Genomic DNA, 19,603 nt, shown 5'->3' on the forward strand with positions numbered 1-19,603 from the left:
CCGTGTTCAGCGCCGCCGCGATGGTGTTGTGCATCCCGTTCGGATAGATGCTCCTGACCACCTCATTGGTCTGCTCATGGATATTCTCGCCCCATACGATTGTTCTGATTGACATCGGCAAATTCCCGTTTATGCGCAGCTGTTAAAATTGAAAGCGGTTTCAATTTGTAAGGCTAGTGACACGCCGGCGCCTTTGCAAGAGCTTTTTGCCCTCTAGGCGTCAGTGGCCAGACATCAATGGAACGTGGATTTCGAGAAGACGTTGAGGACCACGACGCCGGCGATGATGAGCCCGAGCCCGAGCATGGCGGCAAGATCCAGCTTCTGGCCGAAGGCAAAGTATCCGACGAGCGAAATCAATACGATGCCGAGACCGCTCCAGACCGCATAGGCGATGCCGACCGGGATGTAGCGCAGCGTATAGGACAGAAAGAAGAAGGCGACAGCGTAGCAAACGACCATCGTCACGGTCGGCAACAGCCGGGTGAAATGCTGTGCCGCCTGCATCGCCGAGGTGCCAAGCACCTCGAAGACGATGGCAACGACCAGGACGGAATAGAGCATAGCGGGGTTCATCTGGGTCTCCATCCGGTCTATCGCGTCGAAAGCGCTTTGAGATTTTCAGCCAGGGCAACACGCGCCGCGGCATCGAGTTCATGGCTCTGCATCAGGTCGGCGAGCCAGAGACCGTCGGCGGCAAAACGGGCGAGCACGCAGTTGGGTGAAGAGTCGGTTTCCGCAAACTCCTGAGCCCGGCGGTTGACCCATTCGCGCCAGCGGATCTTCAGGTTCGGCTCGGCAATCAGCGCGATCGTCAGCATTCGCCAGCCCGGAACGTCGGTGTCGGGATCGAGCTTCGAGCAGACATCGACATAGGCGCGGGTAAAGCGTCCCTGCGCCTCCGGATCGCCAGCCATCGCCGCCTCGATCGCCGCATCGAAACGCGCGACGAGATCGTCGAACAAGCCATCGAGCAGCGCCGACTTGTTGGGGAAATGGTGCAGCAGCCCGCCCTTGCTGACGCCGGCCGCTTGCGACACCGCATCGAGCGTGATGCCCGCCACCCCCTGCTCGTGCGACAGGCGTGCGGCGACCTCCAGCAATTGCTGGCGGACCTGCTCGGGCTGCTTCTTGCGGCGATGGGCTTCTGTCATGCTTCCATAAAGATACCGTCTGGACGGTTTGTCAAGATCGATGTGTCGAACCGCGCGGAAACGCCGCAAAGGCGAGACTGGAAAGCCGTTGTCCACAAGACCTTGGCGGGCTAGGACTTCGGGGACGAAGGAAGCGGCAATGGCAGAACCGGAAACGACGACACTCTACGAAGCGATCGGCGGCGACCCGACGGTGCGCGCGCTGACCCGTCGTTTCTATGAACTGATGGATACGCTGCCCGAAGCGGCACGCTGCCGCGCGGTTCATCCACCTGACCTTTCCGGCAGCGAGCAAAAAATTCTACGAATATCTGACCGGTTGGCTTGGCGGTCCGCCGATCTATGTGGAAAAGCGTGGCCATCCGATGCTGCGGCGCCGGCATTTCGTTGCCGAGATTGGGCCGGAGGAGCGCGACGAATGGCTGCTCTGCTTTACCCGCGCACTGGAAGAAACGGTGGCTCACCCAAAACTGCGGCAGATCATTCTCGATCCGATCACCCGCCTCGCCTTGCACATGCAGAACAAGGAATGACCTGACAATGCCGACCAGTGGATTGCGCGCAACGACGCTCTTCGTCGCGGGATTGATGGGGATTGCCGGGGTGGTCAGTGCTGCAGCCGCCTCGCATGGCACCGACCCCAGGCTGCTCGCCGAGATCTCGGCCATGTGCCTGGCGCACGCGCCGGCGCTCGTCGCGCTTTATGCGGCCTGGCCGAGCTTCCGCACGGCTCCGGTCGCAGCCTTGCTGATCGCTTTCGGCACGGCGCTGTTTTCCGCTGACCTTGCCATGCGTCACGTGACCGGACAGGGCCTGTTTCCGATGTCGGCACCGCTCGGCGGCACGACGATCATGGCCGGCTGGCTTGCCGTTTCAATCGGCGCCTTCCTTCCACGAAAGGCGCCGTGACGCTCAACGCGCCAGTTTGAAGCTCTTGAGATCAGGCGCCTTCGACGACGGAAAAACCTTCGAACTTCGGCGGGCCGAGATACATCGAGCGGTTTTCGCCGGCATTCTTGTGCGCGGCCCGGAAGTTCTCCGACTTCGTCCAGGCGGAAAAGGCATCCTTGTCCTTCCAGGTCGAGTTCGAGACGAAGAGCGTATAGCCCTCGTCCGGCACGTTTTCGCCCCTCAGAAGATGAAACGAGACAAAACCCGGCATGTCCGCAAGGCTTGAATCGCGGCTCTTCCAGACGGCTTCGAAAGCCTCTTCCTGGCCAATGGCGATACGAAAACGGTTCATTGCGAAGAACATGGCCTGCCTCCTATGCGCTGTCTTTCTTGCGAGCAGCGTCGTTCGCGGCTCTCGGGAAGGCCAGAATAGTGCCCTCCTGCGGCTCCGCAAGCCCGAAAGGGTCGCGGCCGGGCCGGCGCGTTTCCCAAGACGGGAACTCGGTGACATTGGGGTTTTCCTCGATCATGCGCGAACGCCGCGTCAGCAATTCGTAGAGTTCGGGCACCAGCCCGTCGCCATTCTGCGCTGCCAATTTGTGCAGGCCGATCATCATGCACTTGTCCGGGCGGTTTTCATTCATCTCGAAAAAAATCTCCATGCGCGCGGAAGGTCAATCACCTCCATCGCGCGTCATATGTTTGGCTATGCCAAGTCGTTGCGGCTGTTGGTCAGGTCCTGCAGCGCCCGCTCAAGGCTCGACTTCGAGCCGTTGCGCAACGGCACGAAAGCCTTGCCCCACTTCTTGCAGCCGGTCTTCACGCGAAGACACGCATCGTGGCTGATGCAATCGATCGGGCAGAAAACACAGTCGACGGAAGGAAGGACACGGTCGATGCGCGATACCGCCTCGCGCAGGCCGCCATCGTGGTGAAGCAGCTCGGCACCGAAGGAGCTGACAATCTCGCGCAGATGCGCAACCTGGCAATCGCGTCCGCCGACATAGAGGAAACTGCGGCCTTCGAGTGTCGCCTTGGCGGCCTCTTCGCAGACCTCGACCCGTTCGGAACCGGAACGACCCTTGCCGTTCTTGGCCGCATTATGGTGACGCTTGCCGCGCATGCAATCTTCTCCGCCTCTTTGCTGCGTCGACGGCCCTCATGGCAACCGATCGCACCGGGATCGACACACACCGTTCGGTTGCGTCACGGCGGCAACTTATTAAACTTGATTATCAGAGTAAAGTATAAACATGAGTTTTATAATCATATTTTTCCCATCAGTTTTGAAGGGCTTCGGCTTCTGCCGCGGATCACACCGTGGCCGGCGGCAGTCGCCTAGCGAACACTTGCCTGAATAGGCAAAGTGAACGGTATTGCACTTTTTCCGGCCCCCTCTGGAATGGCAGGAAATGGAGCCGCACGGCGCACGGCATCAAGAGCAGCCGTGTCCAGAACGGGTGAGCCTGAACTCCCGGCAACGCTAACGCGGGAAACACCGCCGTCCGCCAACACCGTAAAACTCACCGTCGTCGTGCCCGACAGCCCCTGTCGGCGCGCTTCGGATGGAAGCTTGTATCGCCGGTTTATCTTCGCGCGAACTTTGCCATTGTAGTTCGACATATCGGCGTTGCCGACCGCGGTAGAGCGGTTCTTGCCGGTTGCCGCCGCAGAATTGCCGTTTACGTCCCCATCCAGCTTACCCTTGACCTGGCTCTGTGCCTGTTCCCCCTTGTCGCCCGTTTTCTTGCGGGTGACTTTCTTTTTCCTGACGGGATCCTTCTTGGGTTCAGGCTTTTCAACCTTCTCCTTCTTCGGCTCCTGGATCTCCGGCTTTTCCTCGGGCACGACCGTCTCGATCGGCGCGACGCTGGCAGTAACCACAGCCTCGGCGACCTGCAGGGTGGGAACCTGCTCGGCAGGCAGGATGACATCGGCTTCCGTGGCGATCAAATCATGCGGTTGCTCCGCCGTGATCTCCTGCGTGGTCGACGTGACGTCTTCGACTGGGGTAATCTCCTCGGGCTTGACTTCGTCGGGAACGTCTTCGGTCGGCTCGACGACTTCCGTCGGATCGCCGGACTGCAAGGTTTCTTCGAAGGCATCACCGAGGATCGCAACTTCGACCTCGGCACCGCCGGCGATCAGGTCTTGCGGCTGTTCCGGCGTAGAGGAGGCAAGGTACATGGCAACGCTGGTATGCGCCACGAGCGAGAAGGCAATTGCGCCGATCCATTTCACGGTATGCTTCATCTTGGCCTAACCTTCGCCGCGAGCCGCGACGCAAACGCAGTACTCAATGCGAAAAATCAACCTCAGCCCTTGAGTTCGACCGGCGACTTCGAACCGGTCTTGAGGCCCTTCATGCAGGCATCGCCCTCTACACCATCGCCGACGCAGGCGGGCGCGTCATTGATCAGCAGGCTCTTCACCGCTTCGCAATTCGTGCCGGGAAGATCGAACTGCCGAACCTTGGTCTTGCCAGCAGGCAGATCGCGGAAGTCGAGCACCGCCATGCGCTCGACCAGACCCTTCTGGTCGAAGATCACGAACTCAAAGGAAACCTTGCTCAAATTCTGCACGAAGGCGTTGCCGGCGACGAAGGTGAGCTTGCAGCCCTTCTGCGACGGCGTGACCTCGTTGAGTTCGATGTTGAGCGCGCCAGCGGACGACGCCTCCTGGGCGACTGCACCGCCTGCCGCAAGAACAAACGCGAATGCCACGGGAACAACCATACGGGAAAGGTGCATCATTCTAATACCACTCACGATCGGCGCTCCGAACCCTGGGAGCGTTGAAGTCGTCGCCATCTATCCACAAGCGCGGACATCTTAACTTGAGTGTGGCGATCCGGTATTGCGTCCATAAAGAAATATGAGTAATGAAGTCAAGATAGTAAACGAATTGCACGGCAGGAAATGCGGGAAAAACACCGCCTCCCGCCATCTAGAGACGACCGAACCGTGGCAGCCGACGACACCGATTATGCGCGATTTTCACAACCTGTAGCCTCCGCGCAGCGGGCCCAGCGGATCGTCGAGAGCCGCGACCTCTTTCGCGGCGAAAGCGAGATCCTCATTTCCCACGACGGGGCGATCTACCGCATGAAGATCACCCGCCAAGGCAAACTGATCCTGAACAAATAGGCAAATAACAATGACCGAGAGCCTCCGTCCCACCCCGTCCGAAATCCGTGCCTACCGCGCTGAGAACCCGAAAATGCGCGAGCGCGACATCGCGGCCCAGCTCGGAGTTTCGGAAGCAGCCCTCGTGGCGGCCGAATGTGGCTTGACCGCCGTGCGCATCGACGCGGATGCCAACCGCTTCCTGCTGCGCGCCGAGGAACTGGGTGAGGTCATGGCTTTGACCCGCAACGAAAGCGCAGTTCACGAAAAGATCGGCGTCTACGAAAAGATCACAACCGGCGAGATGGCCAGCATCGTGCTTGGCGAGCAGATCGACCTGCGCGTCTTCCCGAGCGCCTGGGCGCATGCCTTTGCCGTAACCAAGACCGATGACAGCGGCGAAGCCCGCAAGAGCCTGCAGTTCTTCGACAAATGGGGCAATGCGGTGCACAAGCTGCACCTGCGCCCGGCGTCAAATGTCGCCGCCTACGACAAGATCGTTGAAGACTTCCGTCTCGACGACCAGTCGCAGACCTTCGTTGCGGACGCCAGCGCACCGGCTGCCGATGACAAGCAGGAGAACGTCGTCGACGTCACCGAGCTGCGCGACCGCTGGTCCAAGATGACCGACACGCATCAATTCCACGGCCTGCTGCGCAAGCTGAAGATCGGCCGCCGCCAGGCGCTGCAGCATATCGGCGACGACTTCGCCTGGCGTCTCGACCCGTCGAGCATCGAAACGATGATGCGTGCCAGCGCCGAGATCGAACTGCCGATCATGTGCTTCGTCGGCAATCGCGGCGTGATCCAGATCCATTCCGGCCCGATCGCCAAGATCGCCCCGATGGGTCCGTGGCTGAACGTCATGGACCCGACCTTCCATCTTCACCTGCGCACCGATCACATCGCCGAGCTTTGGGCCGTGCGCAAGCCGACTGCCGATGGTCACGTCACCTCGATCGAGGCGCTCGACGCCAAGGGCGAGATGATCATCCAGTTCTTCGGCAAGCGTAAGGAAGGTTTTGCCGAGCGTCCCGAGTGGCGCGATATCGCCGAGGGCCTCGCACGCCTTGACACCACCGTCGCAGCTTAAGGACAGCGTGATGATCAACGGTCTCGACTTCCGCCGCCTTCGCCTCTGGGAGCTGGCTCTGGCCGCGTTTGCGGTTTCGGCTCCCTTCCTGTTGCCCGCCGTGGCGCCAGGGGCGCCGTCGTTCATCCGCCCGGCGATGGCACAGAGCATTGAGCAGCCGGACGTCTCGCGCGTCGTTTCGGTTGGCGGTGCGGTTACCGAGATCATCTACGCACTCGGCGAGGAAGGCCGGCTGGTCGGCCGCGATTCGACCAGCACCTATCCGGAAGCTGCAACCAAGCTGCCTGATGTCGGCTACATGCGCGCGCTCGCCCCGGAAGGCATCATCGCGGTCAATCCGACCGCGATCGTCGCCGTCGAAGGCAGCGGCCCGCCGGAGGCGCTCGCCATCCTGAAGGATGCCAACATCGCCTTCACCAGCGTGCCGGAAACCTTCGACAAGGACAGCATTCCGGCAAAGATCCGCTCGGTCGGCACCTTCCTCAATGTGCCCGACAAGGCCGATGCGCTCGCAAAGTCGGTGGAAGCCGACCTTGCTGCAGCGGTTGCCGGTGGTGCCAAGCGCCCGGAAGGCGAGCGCAAGCGCGTTCTTTTCGTGCTCAGCACCCAGGGCGGCAAGATCATGGCGTCGGGCACCGGCACGGCTGCCAACGGCATCATCGAGCTTTCCGGCGCGATCAACGCCGCCGGAAAATTCCCGGGCTACAAGGCCCTGACCGACGAGGCGATCATTGAAGCCAAGCCCGACGTCATCCTGATGATGGACCGCGGCGGTGAACACAGCGCCAAGGCGGACGAACTCTTCGCCCTGCCTTCGCTGAGCCTGACGCCTGCCGCCAAGACCAAGACGCTGATCCGCATGGACGGCCTGCACCTGCTCGGATTCGGCCCGCGCACCGCAAGCGCCATTCGCGAACTCAACGCCGCAATCTACGGAAAGAAGGCCAATGCCTCGCAGTGAGGCTTTGGACCTCGGCAGGCGCGTGACCGCCCTCGCCGCCGATATCCGGGCCGAATGGCGGTCGGGCAATCGTGCGCGGCTGGCCCGCGTCGTCATTGTTCTACTCGTCATCTTCGCGGCAGCCACCTTCATCGGCTCGATCATGACCGGTGCCGCCGACGCTTCGCTGTCCAACGTCGTGCGCTGGCTGCTCGGCGCGAGCGATGCGGATCAGGTCCTGAGCGTTCGCGACCGCATCATCATTCTCGACATCAGGTTGCCACGAGCGGTGCTCGGAATGCTCGTCGGCGCATCGCTTGCTGTCTCCGGCGTTGTCATGCAGGGGCTATTCCGCAACCCGCTGGCCGATCCCGGCCTTGTCGGCGTCTCCTCCGGTGCAAGCCTCGGCGCCGTTCTGCTGATCGTGCTCGGCTCGGCCGTGTTCGGCCCGCTGTTTGCGCTGTTCGGTTTTTATGCGCTCCCGGTCGCAGCCTTCATCGGCGGCCTTGTCACCACGCTTCTGCTCTACCGGATCGCCACCCGCGGCGGCCAAACCTCGATTGCCACCCTGCTTCTCGCCGGCATTGCGCTTGGCGCGCTCACCGGCGCCTTCACCGGCGTGCTGATCTTCATCGCCGACGACAAGCAACTGCGCGACGTCACTTTCTGGGGTCTCGGCTCGCTTGCCGGCGCCAGCTGGACGAAGATCGCCGCGGCCGCGCCGATCATCCTGTTGTCGCTCGCGGTCACGCCCTTTCTGGCGCGCGGCCTCAACGCCATCACGCTCGGCGAAGCAGCCGCGTTCCACATGGGCATTCCGGTGCAGCGCATGAAGAACATCGCCATCGTCAGCGTCGCCGCAGCAACCGGTGCGTCCGTTGCCGTCAGCGGTGGCATCGGCTTCGTCGGCATCGTCGTACCGCATCTGCTGCGCCTCGTCATCGGCCCGGATCACCGCTATCTCGTGCCGGCATCGGCGCTTCTCGGCGGAACATTGCTGATCCTGGCCGACATGATCGCCCGCACCATTGCCTCGCCTGCAGAGTTGCCGATCGGTATCGTCACCGCCTTCATAGGCGCGCCGTTCTTCCTCTGGATCCTGCTGCGCGGTCGCACGACCATGGGACTGTGAGCCGAAACCATGATCAAGGTATCCAACCTCTCCGTCCGGCTTGGCGGCCGCCAGGTCATCCACGGCATCTCGCTTGAGGCAGAGCCGGGCGCGCTGACCGCGATCGTCGGGCCGAACGGCTGCGGCAAGACAACGACGTTGAAGGCGATCTCCGGCGAGTTGCCGCCGGAAAGCGGATCAGTCAGCATCAATGGCCGCAATCTCAAGGGCCTGAAACCCTGGGAGCTCGCGCTGAAACGCGGGGTGCTTCCACAATCGACGGTGATCTCGTTTCCCTTCACGGTCCGCGAAGTGGTGCGGCTCGGCCTGACCGCAGGCGCGACATCAGATGCCAGGGCCAATGACCGCATTGCCGCCGAAGCGCTCGAGGCCGTCGATCTCGGCGGCTTTGCCGGGCGCTTCTATCAGGAGCTTTCGGGCGGCGAACAGCAGCGCGTGCAGCTGGCGCGCGTCCTCTGCCAGATTTCCAACCCGGTCGGCGATGGCGAACCGCGCTATCTGCTGCTCGACGAACCGGTCTCGAGCCTCGATATCCGCCACCAGTTGACCATCATGCAACTGGCGCGCCGGTTCTGCGAGCGCGGCGGTGGCGTCATCGCCGTCATGCACGATCTCAACCTGACGGCGATGTTCGCCGACCGGATGATCATGATGAAGGCCGGGAAGATCCGCGCAGGCGGCGCGCCGCGAGAGGTGTTGACCGACGAGACGATGGAGGTGGTGTTCGGCTGCCGCATGCAGGTCAGCGCCATGCCGGCAGCCGACGTGCCCTTCGTGTTGCCGCAGACGGCGACGCTCTAGCCGGCAAATCGCGCCAACTTCAAGATTTATCGAAACAATTTGCGCACTCGTGCGTTGTTCTCCCCGAAGTACCGGTCGTGGCAATGCGCTTGCCATGTCGGTGCCAACGGATCACGCCGGTCGTCCTTGGCCGGCGTTGCAGCGAAAGGGAGACCAATCATGGCTTCAGGCCTCTTCTCAGGTTCAAGTTCACGGTCGAGCAAGCGCAACGGCGCGCTCGCTGACATTTCCATCGAAGACCAGCTCAGCGAACTGCGTAGCGACATGGCGGCGCTCGTTGCCCTGCTTGCCGATCGCGGTGCCGACGCTTCGAAACAGGCGCGTAGCAAGGCGCACGATGCCCGCGAGCACGCGGAAGCCGGCCTTCAGGATTTGCTCGCAAGCGGCGAGGAACTGCTCGGCGATCTGCGCGACCGCTATGCCGGCACGGAAAAGCAGCTTCGCCATGCGGTACGCGAGCACCCGTTCGCAACGCTTGGCACGGCAGCCCTCATCGGTCTGATCGCCGCCGCACTGCTGCGGCGCTAGGTTCGATGCAGATCTTGGAACGGGGTGGGATCGCCAGACGCATCCCACCCGTTTTGACGTGTTACCAGGAGTAAATGCGCATGGGACCACTCGGGGCCGCTCTGTCCGCCTTGCTGGCTGCCGACATCGGCGCCACCGCATCACGTTTCAAGCGCAACGCCGCCTTGTGCGCCGTCGTCGCCGTGCTGCTTGTCACCGCCTACATCTTCGCACTGATCGCCATCGCGCTTTATCTCAGCGCCGCCTATTCGCCTGTGGTCGCCGCCGCGTCGATAGCCGCAGCCCTCATCCTGACGGCCTTGATCCTGATCATCGTGATGATTGCCCTGCAAGGACGGGATAGGCGGCTCGCCGAAGAGCGCCGCCGTCGGTCGATGATGCAAACCAATCTGACGATGCTGGCCGCAGCAAGCATCCTGCGCAAACAGCCGCTGCTCGCCGTGGGCACGGCCCTTGCCATCGGCGCCTTGCTCGGCACCGGCAGGAAGCGCAGGCCGCGACGGGAAACCTAAAGCGGCAAGCGGATCAGCGCGGTCACGCCGGCCGCCATATATTCGACCTTCACCGAACTGCCGAGAACCTTGTCGAGGCTGCGCTCTATCAGGATGGAGCCAAAGCCTCGACGTTTCGGTTCGCGCACGGGCGGTCCGCCGACCTCCGTCCAGGTCAGGTGCAATACCGCTTCGCCTTCTTCGACGACGTTGCGCGCCGTCAGCACCACCTTGCCGGTCGGCACCGAAAGGGAGCCGTATTTCACCGCATTGGTCGCAAGTTCATGCAGCACGAGCCCCAGGCCGACGGCCTGGTCGGGGCCGAGCAGCACCTCGTCCTTGTGCAGTTCGATCTGGTCCGCATAGACGCTGACATGCGGCATCAATTGCTTGGAGATCAGGTCCGCAAGCCGGATCGTGCCCCACTCATGGTCCGAGAGAAGTCCATGCGCCTCGGAGATCGCTTGCAGTCGTCCGGCAAAGGCGGTCATGAATTCGGCCGGGTCGCTGGTCTGGCGCAGGGTCTGGCGGGCGAGCGACTGCAGCATCGCCAGGGTATTCTTGACCCGGTGGTTGAGTTCCTTGAGCAACAGCCGCGTTCGCTGCACCGATGCCTGCTGGTCGGTGACATCGATGGTGACACCGATGAAGGTCAGCGGATTTCCCTTGGCATCCCGATCGTGCACCCGCCCGCGGCCGAGCAGCCAACGGCCGGTGTTTCCGACCCGGAACATCCCGTCATATTCCTCGTCCGCCTTCATCGCCTGGCGAAGCTTGGCGAAGGTTGCGCCGCGGTCATCGGCATGGATGGCGCCGAACACTTCCCTGGCGCCGAACGACCGATCGGCCGGCAAGCCGAACATGCGCATAAAGGCGCTGTTGCCGACGATCACGCCGGAGCGAACGTTCCAGAGCCAGCTGCCGATATTGGCCGCCTCAAGCGCCATCGCGTGGCGCTGTTCCTCGCGGGAGAGCGCTGCCTCCTTGATGGCGCGCCGTCGCGCCTCGTCCTTGAGCTTGAGAAGCGAGGCGGCAAGATCGGCAAGCCGGCGCAGCTGCTCCATCAGATGCGGTGCGACCTCGCTGCGCGCGGCAACGTCGAGCACGCAGACCGTGCCGACCGGCTGGCCATCGAGAACGATCGGCGCGCCGGCGTAAAAGCGCAGGAATGGCGCGCCGGCGACCAGCGGCCGATTGCGAAAACGCAGATCGACTGAGGCGTCGAGTACAACTAGGCCGTTGCCTCCCGCATCGGCTGCCGCGTGCACGCAGAACGAATCCTCCGATGACGCCCGCGTCTCCGTGGTACCGACCGCCGCCTTGAACCATTGCCACTCGCGGTCAAGCAGGCTGACGAGCGCGATCGGCGCATCGAAGAGGCGGACAGCGATCTCGGCAATGCCGTCGAAATCCGCATCGGGTACCGCCATGTCCGGCACCGTCGCATGCAGCACGCTCAACCGCTCGGGCGCGTCGAGCAGCGATGTCTCCGGCGGGGCGGTCTTTTCTTCTCTTTTTTCGCGCATCCGGCCTCAACTCCAAACTGCCGCACCCGTCAGCCGGCGCCGATTGCCATTGACACACGGCGCTCTTCTGCGGAGACGTTCAGGCCGCCAGTGAAAGCAGGGCTGCTCTCGATTTGCAACGCTCTGGCGGCCAAAAAGAGCTGTCGGATCAGGAAACGAATGCCCGTGAGGTAATGGGAGCGGACGTTTCGTCCGGACCGTAGTCGTTTTCGCCCTGCACCTTGAGGATATCCTGAAGGCGCTGGCGGGCGCGGTTCACCCGGCTCTTGATCGTGCCCAGGGCGCAGCCGCAGATCGTCGCCGCTTCCTCATAGGAAAAACCCGACGCGCCGACGAGGATGATCGCCTCGCGCTGGTCCGGGGGCAGCGTCTCGAGGGCCCGGCGGAAATCCTGCAGGTCGAGCGAACCATATTGTTCCGGATGATGGGCAAGCGATTCGGTGAAATGGCCGTCGCTGTCCTGCACCTCGCGTCCGCGCTTGCGCATCTGGCTGTAGAGCTCGTTGCGCAGGATCGTGAACAGCCAGGCCTTCATGTTCGTGCCCATCTGGAAGTGGTCCTGCTTGGCCCAGGCTTTCATGATCGTGTCCTGAACAAGATCGTCGGCCCGGTCATGACGACCTATGAGAGACATGGCAAAGGCGCGAAGGCTCGGCAGGGCGGCGAGCATCTCTCGCTTGAACTCATTCTTTTCAGACGACATTCTGGCGCTCACTCCCTTCCCTGCAGAACCGACTGCCGCTCGGCTGCGTCGAGTTTTTCCAGAAGATCGAGAAAGCGCGAAGGTATCGCTTCTTCCTGAACGGACTGATAGAGCGCCTTTAACTTGGCCGCGATCTGCGTGTTTGGGTCTTCGGACCATGAGGTCGTACCGGAAGTGCGCCCCGCCCCTGTTTTATACTTCATTGTCAATCTGTCGCCTTGTGGTGTTCATTACCGCCTTAACGCGTCTGAAAAATGAAATGTTCCCTCCCGGAACTTTTTTTTGCGTGAAACGTTTTGGAGCATCACTGCAAGATTATATTCTCGAGGGAGTACTCCATGACATTGTCCACACGGATCGCGCCGCTGCTGCCCTATCTGCGCCGCTACTCGCGCGCATTGACCGGGTCGCAGACATCAGGCGACGCCTATGTGGCCGCGGTACTCGAAGCCCTGATTGCCGATACCTCCATTTTCCCGGAGGCCAGCAATGACCGGGTCGCGCTGTTCCGCCTCTACACGTCGCTCTTCGGCTCCTCGTCGGTGCTGGTTCCCGAGCCGGTTTCGCCCTTTGCCTGGGAGCAGCGCGCCTCGGTCAATCTGGCAAACGTTTCGCCGCTTGCCCGCCAGGCTTTCCTTCTCGTCTCGGTCGAAGGTTTCCGGCCCGAGGAAGCAAGCGAAATCCTTGCCGTCACCGACGACAAGATCGGTTCCCTTCTCGACCGCGCTTCGCAGGAAATCTCGCGACAGGTCGCAACCGATATCATGATCATCGAGGACGAGCCTCTGATCGCCATCGATATCGAAAACATGGTCGAGAGCCTTGGCCACCGAGTGACCGGCATTGCCCGCACCCGCGACGAAGCAATCGCGCTCTATAAGAAGACCCGTCCGAGCATGGTGCTTGCCGATATCCAGCTCGCCGACGGCAGCTCCGGTATCGATGCGGTCAACGATATCCTGAAGGCCAGCGCCATCCCGGTGATCTTCATCACCGCCTTCCCTGAGAGGCTGCTGACCGGCGAACGCCCTGAGCCGACCTTCCTGGTCACGAAGCCTTTCAATCCTGACATGGTGAAGGCGCTGATCAGCCAGGCGCTGTTCTTCAACGAATCGACGAAGGCCGCAGCCTGATCATCGACACAGCATCTATCGCCGGCGGCCTCGGTCGCCGGCTTTTGTTTGTCCACTTGTTGCTGTCGCCCGCCCTTGCCTTTCGTCGCTGGTGTCCTGATTGGCATGCCCGTTGATGGCAAGCGCTGGAAACAAAACAGCCAGTGCCGAGGGAAGGCACTGGCTGACATTGTTCAACTCACCGGGGGAGTGTGAGTTGTAAACCGGCGGATTACCTCCGGCGCCACATTGGGGGCGATGCGCGCCACCGTCCGGTCTGAAAATAAAATGCGTGACGCAAACAAAGGTTCCCGGAGTTGCGCGTTTGCCGATCATTTTTTTATTGCAGCGCGTCCAGTTCGTCGCGATGGCGGTAGAGCGCAAGGAAGCGGCGGTAGTCGCGATCGTAGATGTCACGCATGGCGTCGTTCGGCCGCCGCTCGCGCCCGCCGGACGCCATCGCCGCACCGGCCACGGCGAGATCGACGTGAACCTGACCGGCAACGGCTGCCGCCATCGCCGTTCCGAGAAGAACGGCGTCAGGCGCATCGGGTGCTACGACCCGGCAACCCGTGACGTCGCAATAAAGCTCCATCAGAAGCGCATTGCGCACGTGGCCGCCGGTGACGTGAAGTGTGTCGAGTTCGTAGCCGACCTCACGCATCATCTCGAGGATATGGCGGATGCCGAGCGCGATCGCCACGCAGGTGCGCCAATAGAGCCGGCACAGCGCATCGAACGACGAATCGAACGGCAGGCCGCTGATGACGCCGAGCCCGTGTGGATCGGCAAGCGGTGAGCGGTTGCCGTGGAAATCCGGCAGTACATGCAGCCGTTCGGCAAACTGCGTTCCGTGCAGGACGCGCAGTTCCTGGACGCGCGCGATGATCCGGCCGTGGGTCTCGGTCGTTGGCTCCAGGCCGCCGCCATGAATGCGCACGATGTGATCGAGCAGGGCGCCGGTCGCCGACTGGCCGCCTTCGATCAGCCAGGCGCCGGGCAGCACCGCTTCGAAATAGGGTCCCCACATGCCGAAGCCGGGCTTCATATCCTTGGAGAAGGCAACGATGCAGCTCGAGGTGCCCGCGATCAGCGCCAGTTGCCGCTCGAGCTTTTCCGGCTCGCCGGCAAAACCGCCGAGCACGCCGAGCGCCCCGGCATAGGCGTCGATCAGACCCGGTGCCACCTGGCAGCCGATATCAAGACCGAGCTCGGCGGCAGCCTCCACCGACAAGCCCCCGACCGAGCTTCCGACCGGCTGCGTTTCCTCCGGCAATCCGCCCCGCGCAAGCAGATCCTCGAGGCCGATCCGCGCGAGATAGTCCGCCTGCCAACCGCGCTGTTCATGGGCGAGATAGTTCCATTTCGCCGTCAAGGTGCAGCGCGAGCGCGCCGCACTGCCGGTCGCCCGCCAGGAGAGATAGTCGGCGAGATCGAAGAAAAAGCCTGCCTTCTCCCATTGGCTAGGCAGATTCCGCTTCAGCCACATCAGCTTCGGCATTTCCATCTCCGGCGACATGACGCGGCCGGAGAAATCGAGGACCGGGTGTCCGGTGGCGGTACAGAAATCGGCCTCCGTCAGCGCCCGATGATCGAGCCAGACGATTGTGTCCCAGCGCGCCTCGCCCTTTCGGTTGACGGAAAGCGGCGCGCCGCTCCGGTCGCGCACCACGAGCGAACACGTTGCATCGAAACCGATGGCGGCAATGCTCTCCGGCGCGATGCCGGCCTTGTCTCTGGCAGCTTTCACCGAGCCGCAGACAGCTCTCCAGATATCTTCCGAATCGTGTTCGGCATGATTTTCTTCCGGCCGGTTCATGGCGATCGGCAGGTCGGCACGCGCCAGAAGCCTGCCATTCCGGTCGAAAATTCCGGCACGGGCACTGCCGGTACCGACATCGACCGCAACGACGAATTCACGCATCAATGGAGATCCCCGTCCCCGTTACAGCACGCTGCAACATCTTGAAACTGCCGCATAATTTTCCCATCAAATCGATTTCGACTTGAGGAATTATGCACTATTGGCGGACAAACTGTAACAATTCGCCCATGTCGTCAAACAGCACGTCGGGGTCGAGCTTGGCGAGTGTCTGTCGATGACGGTCGCTGCGCGCATGTCCGCCACCGGCGAAGGCAAAGGCCCGCATGCCAGCGGCGTGCGCGGCTTCGATGCCGGCCGGACTGTCTTCGACGACGATACAATCCTTGGGTGCATAGCCCATCTCCCGGCTCGCCAGCAGAAACAGGTCGGGCGCCGGTTTGCCATGTTTGACCATCGTTGCAGAGAAGATGTTCGGCTCGAAAAGATCGATCAGACCGGTGACGGTCAGCGACAGCCGGATGCGTTCCGGCTGGCTGGACGAGGCGACGCAACAGGCGACGCCAAGGTCTTCGACCGCCCGGCGAATACCGGCGATCGGCTGCAACTCCGTACGGAAACGCTGATAGAGCCGCGTGCGCATTTCTTCGAGAAAGGCGTCGTCTGTCGCCAGGCCATATTCGTCGTGAAGTATGGCAGACATGCTTTTCAGGCTGCGCCCGAGAAACCGTTCGGTCGCCTCCTCCGTGGTCATCGACACGCCTGCCGCCGCCAGCACGTCGACCAGGACTTCGAGCGAGATCGGCTCGCTGTCAACCAGCACGCCGTCGCAATCGAAGATCACCAACCTGGACGCGCCGTCGGCCATAACACCCTACCCCTTACAGCGCCGCGCATCTTTTAAGACGCGCCAACGTCGCTGTAACTCTTTGAATTGCTGCGTAATTTCATCCTTAAATCGGGCCCCGTTCTAAGGAATTATGCAGTAAGCTTGCCGTCCAGATAAAGCTGGAGCGTAGCGCGCGTACCTTTTTCCCAGAGGGTTTTCAATGCGTGGGTGAAGCGCTTGCGGAAGAGATCGGATTGGGCGACCTCGCCGAAAATGTCCGACAGCGCCAGAAAAGCCGTCGGATCCTGCCTTGCGGCACGGGCTGCCGCCTGAAGCCGTTCGGCGTTCTGGTCGTTGAAGACAATCTGCTTGCCGCTATCGGTCGTGCCGTCGAAGTAGCGGCACCAGAGCGCTGACACCAGCGCCAGGCCGACGACGTCTTCGCCCCGCGCCAGCCGGTCGGCCGTCGAGGGCAGGATGAATTTCGGCTGCCGGTTGGAGCCGTCCTGTGCAAGCCGCGGGATCGTGTCGCCGATCTTCGGGTTGGAAAAGCGCATCTCGATCAGCTTGTAATAATCGCCGAGATCGGTGTTCGGCACCGGCGGAATGACCGGAATGATCTCGTCATGCTCAAGCTTGGCGAGAAAATCACGGATCAGCGGCTCCTCCATCGCCTCGTGGACGAAATGAATGTCGAGCAGGGCTGCGGGATAGGCGATTGCCGCGTGGCCGCCGTTGAGGATGCGGATCTTCATGTGCTCATAGGGCGCAACATCGGGCACGAACTGCACGCCGACCTTTTCGAGCGCCGGGCGTCCCTGCGGAAAATGATCCTCCAGCACCCATTGCTTGAACTCTTCGCAAAACACCGGCCAGCCATCCTCGATCTCGTAATCGGTTGCGACGATGCCGATTTCGCGTGCGCCCGTGGCCGGCGTTATGCGGTCCACCATGCCGTTCGGAAAGGCGATATTGGCGTCGATCCAGTCGGCGAAATCAGGATCGAACAGCCGGGCAAGGCCTGAAACCGCAGCGTGGGTCACCTCGCCATTGCCCGGAATGTTGTCGCATGACATCACCGTGAACGGCGGAATTTGTCCGTCGCGGCGTGCCTTCAGACCGGCAACGATCAAACCGAAGACCGTCTTCGGCGCGGCGGGATTTTGCGCATCGTCAACGATGGCCGGGTGGGTCGGATTAAAAACGCCGGAGGCTGGATCGATGAAATAGCCGCCCTCGGTGATCGTCAGCGAAACAATGCGGATCGCCGGGTCTGCAAGCCTGGCGACGATGCCAGCGACGTCGCCGGGCCTGAGATAGTCGATCATCGCGCCAGTCACATGCGCGCCGGTGCGGTTGTTGTCCTGCTCGACCACCGTCGTCAGGAAATCCTGCGCCGCGAGCTTTGCCCGCATTTGTTCATCGGAGGGAAGGACCCCGGCACCGACGATCGCCCAGTCATGGTCGTGCCCGGCATTGAAGAGATCGTCGAGATAGACGGCCTGATGGGCACGGTGAAAATTGCCGACACCGAAATGCACGATACCGGCTTTCAGATCGGCGCGATCGTAGCTCGGCACGCCGGCCTTGGCCTTCACTGCGTCGAGCGCGGCAAGAGAAAGTTTGGTCGTCATGGTCTCGTTTCCTTATCGAGGCATCGTCCGGAGACGGGCCTCAGCTCATCCAGTTGCCGCCATCGACGTTGTAGGTCTGCGAAACGACGTAATCGCTCTCGGCAGAAGCGAGGAAGATCGCCATGCCCGTGAGATCCTCGGCCGTTCCCATGCGCCCATAGGGGACTTCCGCTCCCGCGAGCCTCTTCTTCTCGCCGCGCGGGCGGTTCTCGTATTTGGCAAACAGTGCGTCGACGCCGTCCCAGTGCTCGCCATCGACGACGCCGGGCGCAATGGCGTTGACGTTGATGCCGTGCTTGATCAGGTTCAGCCCCGCCGACTGGGTCAGGCTGATGACCGCTGCCTTGGTGGCGCAATAGACGGCGACCAGCGCCTCGCCGCGCCGGCCTGCCTGGCTCGCCATATTGATGATCTTGCCGCCCCTGCCCTGGGCGATCATCTGTTTGGCAGCCGCCTGCATCGTGAACAGCGTCCCCGAAACATTGATCGAAAACAGCCGGTCATAGCTTTCACGCGTGATCTCGACGATCGGCGCGAGATCGAAGAGCGCGGCGTTGTTGACGAGGATATCGAGACCACCGGCCTCGGTGACAACCGATGCGATCGCCGCGTCGATGGAGTTCTGCTGCGTCACATCCATCTCGACGGCATAGGCGCTCGGGCCGATTTCCGATGCGGTCTCACGCGCCCGCGCCAGATTGATGTCGGCAATCGCCACTGTGGCGCCTTCTCGCACATAGGCTTCGGCGAAGGCACGACCGATACCCCGCGCGGATCCGGTGATCAGCGCGCTTTTCCCGTGAAGACGTTTCATCGAACTGCCAGTCCCTTGTCGTCGAACCTGTGGACGCGCTGGGCGTCGGGCGTCAGGAACACCCGGTCCCCGTGGGCGACGGCGAAATCGCCGCTGACACGCGCGGTCATCGTTCCGATATTGTCGACGTTGACGTGCAGGAAGGTGTCCGAGCCCAGGTGCTCGGCAACGCCGACCGTGCCGGCCCAGGTGCCGTTTTCCGTTGAAAGCACCAGATGCTCGGGCCGGATGCCCATAGTGTGCGCCTGGTAGGCGGTAGCCGGCGCACCGGAAACGAAGTTCATCCGCGGCGACCCGATGAAGCCCGCCACGAAGAGATTGTCCGGCTTGTGATAGAGGTCGAGCGGCGAGCCGACCTGCTCGATGCGCCCCCGGTTGAGAACCACGATCTTGTCGGCCATGGTCATGGCTTCCACCTGATCGTGGGTGACGTAGACCATGGTCGTCTTCAGATCCTGGTGCAACTGGCTGATTTCGAGCCGCATGTTGACGCGCAGTGCTGCGTCGAGGTTCGACAAAGGCTCGTCGAACAAAAAAGCTTTCGGCTGGCGCACGATCGCGCGGCCGATGGCGACACGCTGGCGCTGGCCGCCGGAAAGCTGGCGAGGCTTGCGGTCGAGATAGTCGGTCAGGTTGAGCACACGCGCTGCGTCGGCCACCTTCTTGTCGATGACAGCCTTGTCCTCGTTCGCCATCTTCAACGGGAAGCCTATGTTCGAGCGCACACTCATATGCGGATAGAGCGCATAGGACTGGAACACCATCGAAAGTCCACGTTGCGCTGGCGGCAGCTCGGTGGCGTTCTTGCCGTCGATGACGATCTCACCATCGCTGACATCCTCTAGCCCGGCGATGAGCCTGAGCAGCGTCGATTTTCCGCAGCCCGACGGGCCGACGAAGACGACGAACTCGCCATCGTCAATATTGAGGTCGATCGACGGGATGACGGCATGGGCGCCGAAGACCTTCGAGACGTTTCTGAGTGTAATGTTTCCCATTGTCGTATCC

24 protein-coding genes and 2 pseudogenes are annotated in these 19,603 nt (G+C 62.1%); 10 read left to right on the top strand and 16 right to left on the bottom strand.

The window, feature by feature from the left end:
- The 3 genes and pseudogenes from ASD52_RS38290 to ASD52_RS08920 all read right to left on the bottom strand — a co-directional run.
- Positions 1 to 115: pseudogene (locus ASD52_RS38290) on the bottom strand (trehalose utilization protein ThuA); the annotation flags it as partial.
- Positions 116 to 234: 119 nt separating this feature from the next.
- Positions 235 to 576 carry an SMR family transporter gene (locus ASD52_RS08915; RefSeq protein ID WP_025428080.1) on the bottom strand — a complete coding sequence of 114 codons (342 nt, stop codon included), beginning with the start codon at positions 574 to 576 and terminating at the stop codon, positions 235 to 237.
- 17 nt (positions 577 to 593) lie between these two features.
- Positions 594 to 1,154 (bottom strand): TetR/AcrR family transcriptional regulator, encoded by a 561-nt coding sequence (locus ASD52_RS08920; RefSeq protein WP_025428081.1) that lies wholly within the window; start codon positions 1,152 to 1,154, stop codon positions 594 to 596.
- Positions 1,155 to 1,293: 139 nt separating this feature from the next.
- On the opposite strand from ASD52_RS08920, the pseudogene ASD52_RS08925 reads away from it, so the two are divergent.
- Together ASD52_RS08925 and ASD52_RS08930 are read left to right on the top strand one after the other, a co-directional pair.
- Positions 1,294 to 1,687 (top strand): annotated as a pseudogene (locus tag ASD52_RS08925) (globin).
- A 7-nt stretch (positions 1,688 to 1,694) separates the two neighbouring features.
- Positions 1,695 to 2,063, top strand: a complete 369-nt coding sequence (locus ASD52_RS08930) for a DUF423 domain-containing protein (protein WP_025428082.1) — start codon at positions 1,695 to 1,697, stop codon at positions 2,061 to 2,063.
- A gap of 31 nt (positions 2,064 to 2,094) precedes the next feature.
- On the opposite strand, the gene ASD52_RS08935 is transcribed toward ASD52_RS08930, so the two are convergent.
- From ASD52_RS08935 to ASD52_RS08955, 5 genes are all read right to left on the bottom strand, one after another.
- Complete coding sequence (locus ASD52_RS08935; RefSeq protein ID WP_025428083.1) at positions 2,095 to 2,409, bottom strand: antibiotic biosynthesis monooxygenase; 315 nt, start codon at positions 2,407 to 2,409, stop codon at positions 2,095 to 2,097.
- Positions 2,410 to 2,419: 10 nt separating this feature from the next.
- On the bottom strand, positions 2,420 to 2,689 hold the full coding sequence (locus ASD52_RS08940; protein ID WP_025428084.1) for a hypothetical protein: 270 nt from the start codon (positions 2,687 to 2,689) through the stop codon (positions 2,420 to 2,422).
- A gap of 62 nt (positions 2,690 to 2,751) precedes the next feature.
- Positions 2,752 to 3,168 (bottom strand): DUF2325 domain-containing protein, encoded by a 417-nt coding sequence (locus ASD52_RS08945; RefSeq protein WP_025428085.1) that lies wholly within the window; start codon positions 3,166 to 3,168, stop codon positions 2,752 to 2,754.
- A 215-nt stretch (positions 3,169 to 3,383) separates the two neighbouring features.
- On the bottom strand, positions 3,384 to 4,298 hold the full coding sequence (locus ASD52_RS08950) for an energy transducer TonB (protein WP_025428086.1): 915 nt from the start codon (positions 4,296 to 4,298) through the stop codon (positions 3,384 to 3,386).
- A gap of 62 nt (positions 4,299 to 4,360) precedes the next feature.
- A complete protein-coding gene (locus ASD52_RS08955) occupies positions 4,361 to 4,795 on the bottom strand; it encodes a hypothetical protein (protein ID WP_107028056.1) in 435 nt (144 codons plus the stop codon).
- A gap of 213 nt (positions 4,796 to 5,008) precedes the next feature.
- Between ASD52_RS08955 and hemP the strand changes: the two genes are divergently transcribed.
- The 7 genes from hemP to ASD52_RS08990 all read left to right on the top strand — a co-directional run bounded on the left by hemP (position 5,009) and on the right by ASD52_RS08990 (position 10,176).
- Complete coding sequence (hemP, locus tag ASD52_RS40720; RefSeq protein ID WP_025428088.1) at positions 5,009 to 5,191, top strand: hemin uptake protein HemP; 183 nt, start codon at positions 5,009 to 5,011, stop codon at positions 5,189 to 5,191.
- A gap of 10 nt (positions 5,192 to 5,201) precedes the next feature.
- Positions 5,202 to 6,263 carry a hemin-degrading factor gene (locus ASD52_RS08965; RefSeq protein WP_025428089.1) on the top strand — a complete coding sequence of 354 codons (1,062 nt, stop codon included), beginning with the start codon at positions 5,202 to 5,204 and terminating at the stop codon, positions 6,261 to 6,263.
- A gap of 10 nt (positions 6,264 to 6,273) precedes the next feature.
- Positions 6,274 to 7,224, top strand: a complete 951-nt coding sequence (locus ASD52_RS08970; protein ID WP_025428090.1) for a hemin ABC transporter substrate-binding protein — start codon at positions 6,274 to 6,276, stop codon at positions 7,222 to 7,224.
- Positions 7,211 to 8,335, top strand: a complete 1,125-nt coding sequence (locus ASD52_RS08975; RefSeq protein WP_025428091.1) for an iron ABC transporter permease — start codon at positions 7,211 to 7,213, stop codon at positions 8,333 to 8,335. Before ASD52_RS08970 ends, ASD52_RS08975 begins: the two co-directional genes overlap by 14 nt.
- A gap of 9 nt (positions 8,336 to 8,344) precedes the next feature.
- Positions 8,345 to 9,136, top strand: a complete 792-nt coding sequence (locus tag ASD52_RS08980) for a heme ABC transporter ATP-binding protein (RefSeq protein WP_025428092.1) — start codon at positions 8,345 to 8,347, stop codon at positions 9,134 to 9,136.
- Between the two features lie 159 nt (positions 9,137 to 9,295).
- Entirely contained in the window at positions 9,296 to 9,664 is a 369-nt protein-coding gene (locus ASD52_RS08985) for a DUF883 family protein (RefSeq protein WP_025428093.1), read from the top strand.
- An 80-nt stretch (positions 9,665 to 9,744) separates the two neighbouring features.
- Complete coding sequence (locus ASD52_RS08990) at positions 9,745 to 10,176, top strand: hypothetical protein (RefSeq protein WP_025428094.1); 432 nt, start codon at positions 9,745 to 9,747, stop codon at positions 10,174 to 10,176.
- Here the strand turns inward: ASD52_RS08990 and ASD52_RS08995 are convergent.
- From ASD52_RS08995 to ASD52_RS09005, 3 genes are all read right to left on the bottom strand, one after another.
- Positions 10,173 to 11,681: an HWE histidine kinase domain-containing protein gene (locus tag ASD52_RS08995; protein ID WP_025428095.1), complete on the bottom strand. Its 1,509-nt coding sequence runs from the start codon at positions 11,679 to 11,681 to the stop codon at positions 10,173 to 10,175. The two genes, ASD52_RS08990 and ASD52_RS08995, sit on opposite strands and share 4 nt — an antisense overlap.
- A 148-nt stretch (positions 11,682 to 11,829) precedes the next feature.
- Complete coding sequence (locus ASD52_RS09000) at positions 11,830 to 12,384, bottom strand: RNA polymerase sigma factor (protein WP_025428096.1); 555 nt, start codon at positions 12,382 to 12,384, stop codon at positions 11,830 to 11,832.
- Between the two features lie 8 nt (positions 12,385 to 12,392).
- Positions 12,393 to 12,587, bottom strand: coding sequence for a NepR family anti-sigma factor (locus ASD52_RS09005; RefSeq protein ID WP_025428097.1), 195 nt, complete (start codon positions 12,585 to 12,587; stop codon positions 12,393 to 12,395).
- Positions 12,588 to 12,722: 135 nt separating this feature from the next.
- Between ASD52_RS09005 and ASD52_RS09010 the strand changes: the two genes are divergently transcribed.
- Positions 12,723 to 13,517: a response regulator gene (locus ASD52_RS09010; RefSeq protein ID WP_025428098.1), complete on the top strand. Its 795-nt coding sequence runs from the start codon at positions 12,723 to 12,725 to the stop codon at positions 13,515 to 13,517.
- Positions 13,518 to 13,836: 319 nt separating this feature from the next.
- Here ASD52_RS09010 and ASD52_RS09015 read toward each other — a convergent pair whose 3' ends face one another.
- The 5 genes from ASD52_RS09015 to ASD52_RS09035 all read right to left on the bottom strand — a co-directional run bounded on the left by ASD52_RS09015 (position 13,837) and on the right by ASD52_RS09035 (position 19,593).
- Positions 13,837 to 15,420: an FGGY-family carbohydrate kinase gene (locus ASD52_RS09015; protein WP_057206516.1), complete on the bottom strand. Its 1,584-nt coding sequence runs from the start codon at positions 15,418 to 15,420 to the stop codon at positions 13,837 to 13,839.
- A 97-nt stretch (positions 15,421 to 15,517) separates the two neighbouring features.
- Positions 15,518 to 16,186: an HAD family hydrolase gene (locus ASD52_RS09020; RefSeq protein WP_025428100.1), complete on the bottom strand. Its 669-nt coding sequence runs from the start codon at positions 16,184 to 16,186 to the stop codon at positions 15,518 to 15,520.
- A 110-nt stretch (positions 16,187 to 16,296) separates the two neighbouring features.
- Positions 16,297 to 17,781, bottom strand: coding sequence for a mannitol dehydrogenase family protein (locus ASD52_RS09025; protein WP_025428101.1), 1,485 nt, complete (start codon positions 17,779 to 17,781; stop codon positions 16,297 to 16,299).
- A 40-nt stretch (positions 17,782 to 17,821) separates the two neighbouring features.
- Positions 17,822 to 18,595 (bottom strand): L-iditol 2-dehydrogenase, encoded by a 774-nt coding sequence (locus ASD52_RS09030; protein ID WP_025428102.1) that lies wholly within the window; start codon positions 18,593 to 18,595, stop codon positions 17,822 to 17,824.
- Positions 18,592 to 19,593, bottom strand: coding sequence for an ABC transporter ATP-binding protein (locus ASD52_RS09035; RefSeq protein ID WP_025428103.1), 1,002 nt, complete (start codon positions 19,591 to 19,593; stop codon positions 18,592 to 18,594). The genes ASD52_RS09030 and ASD52_RS09035 overlap by 4 nt, the downstream gene beginning before the upstream one ends.
- Positions 19,594 to 19,603: the final 10 nt, after the last annotated feature.

Source organism: Ensifer sp. Root142 (genome assembly GCF_001426785.1).
Classification (GTDB): Bacteria; Pseudomonadota; Alphaproteobacteria; order Rhizobiales; family Rhizobiaceae; genus Ensifer; species Ensifer canadensis.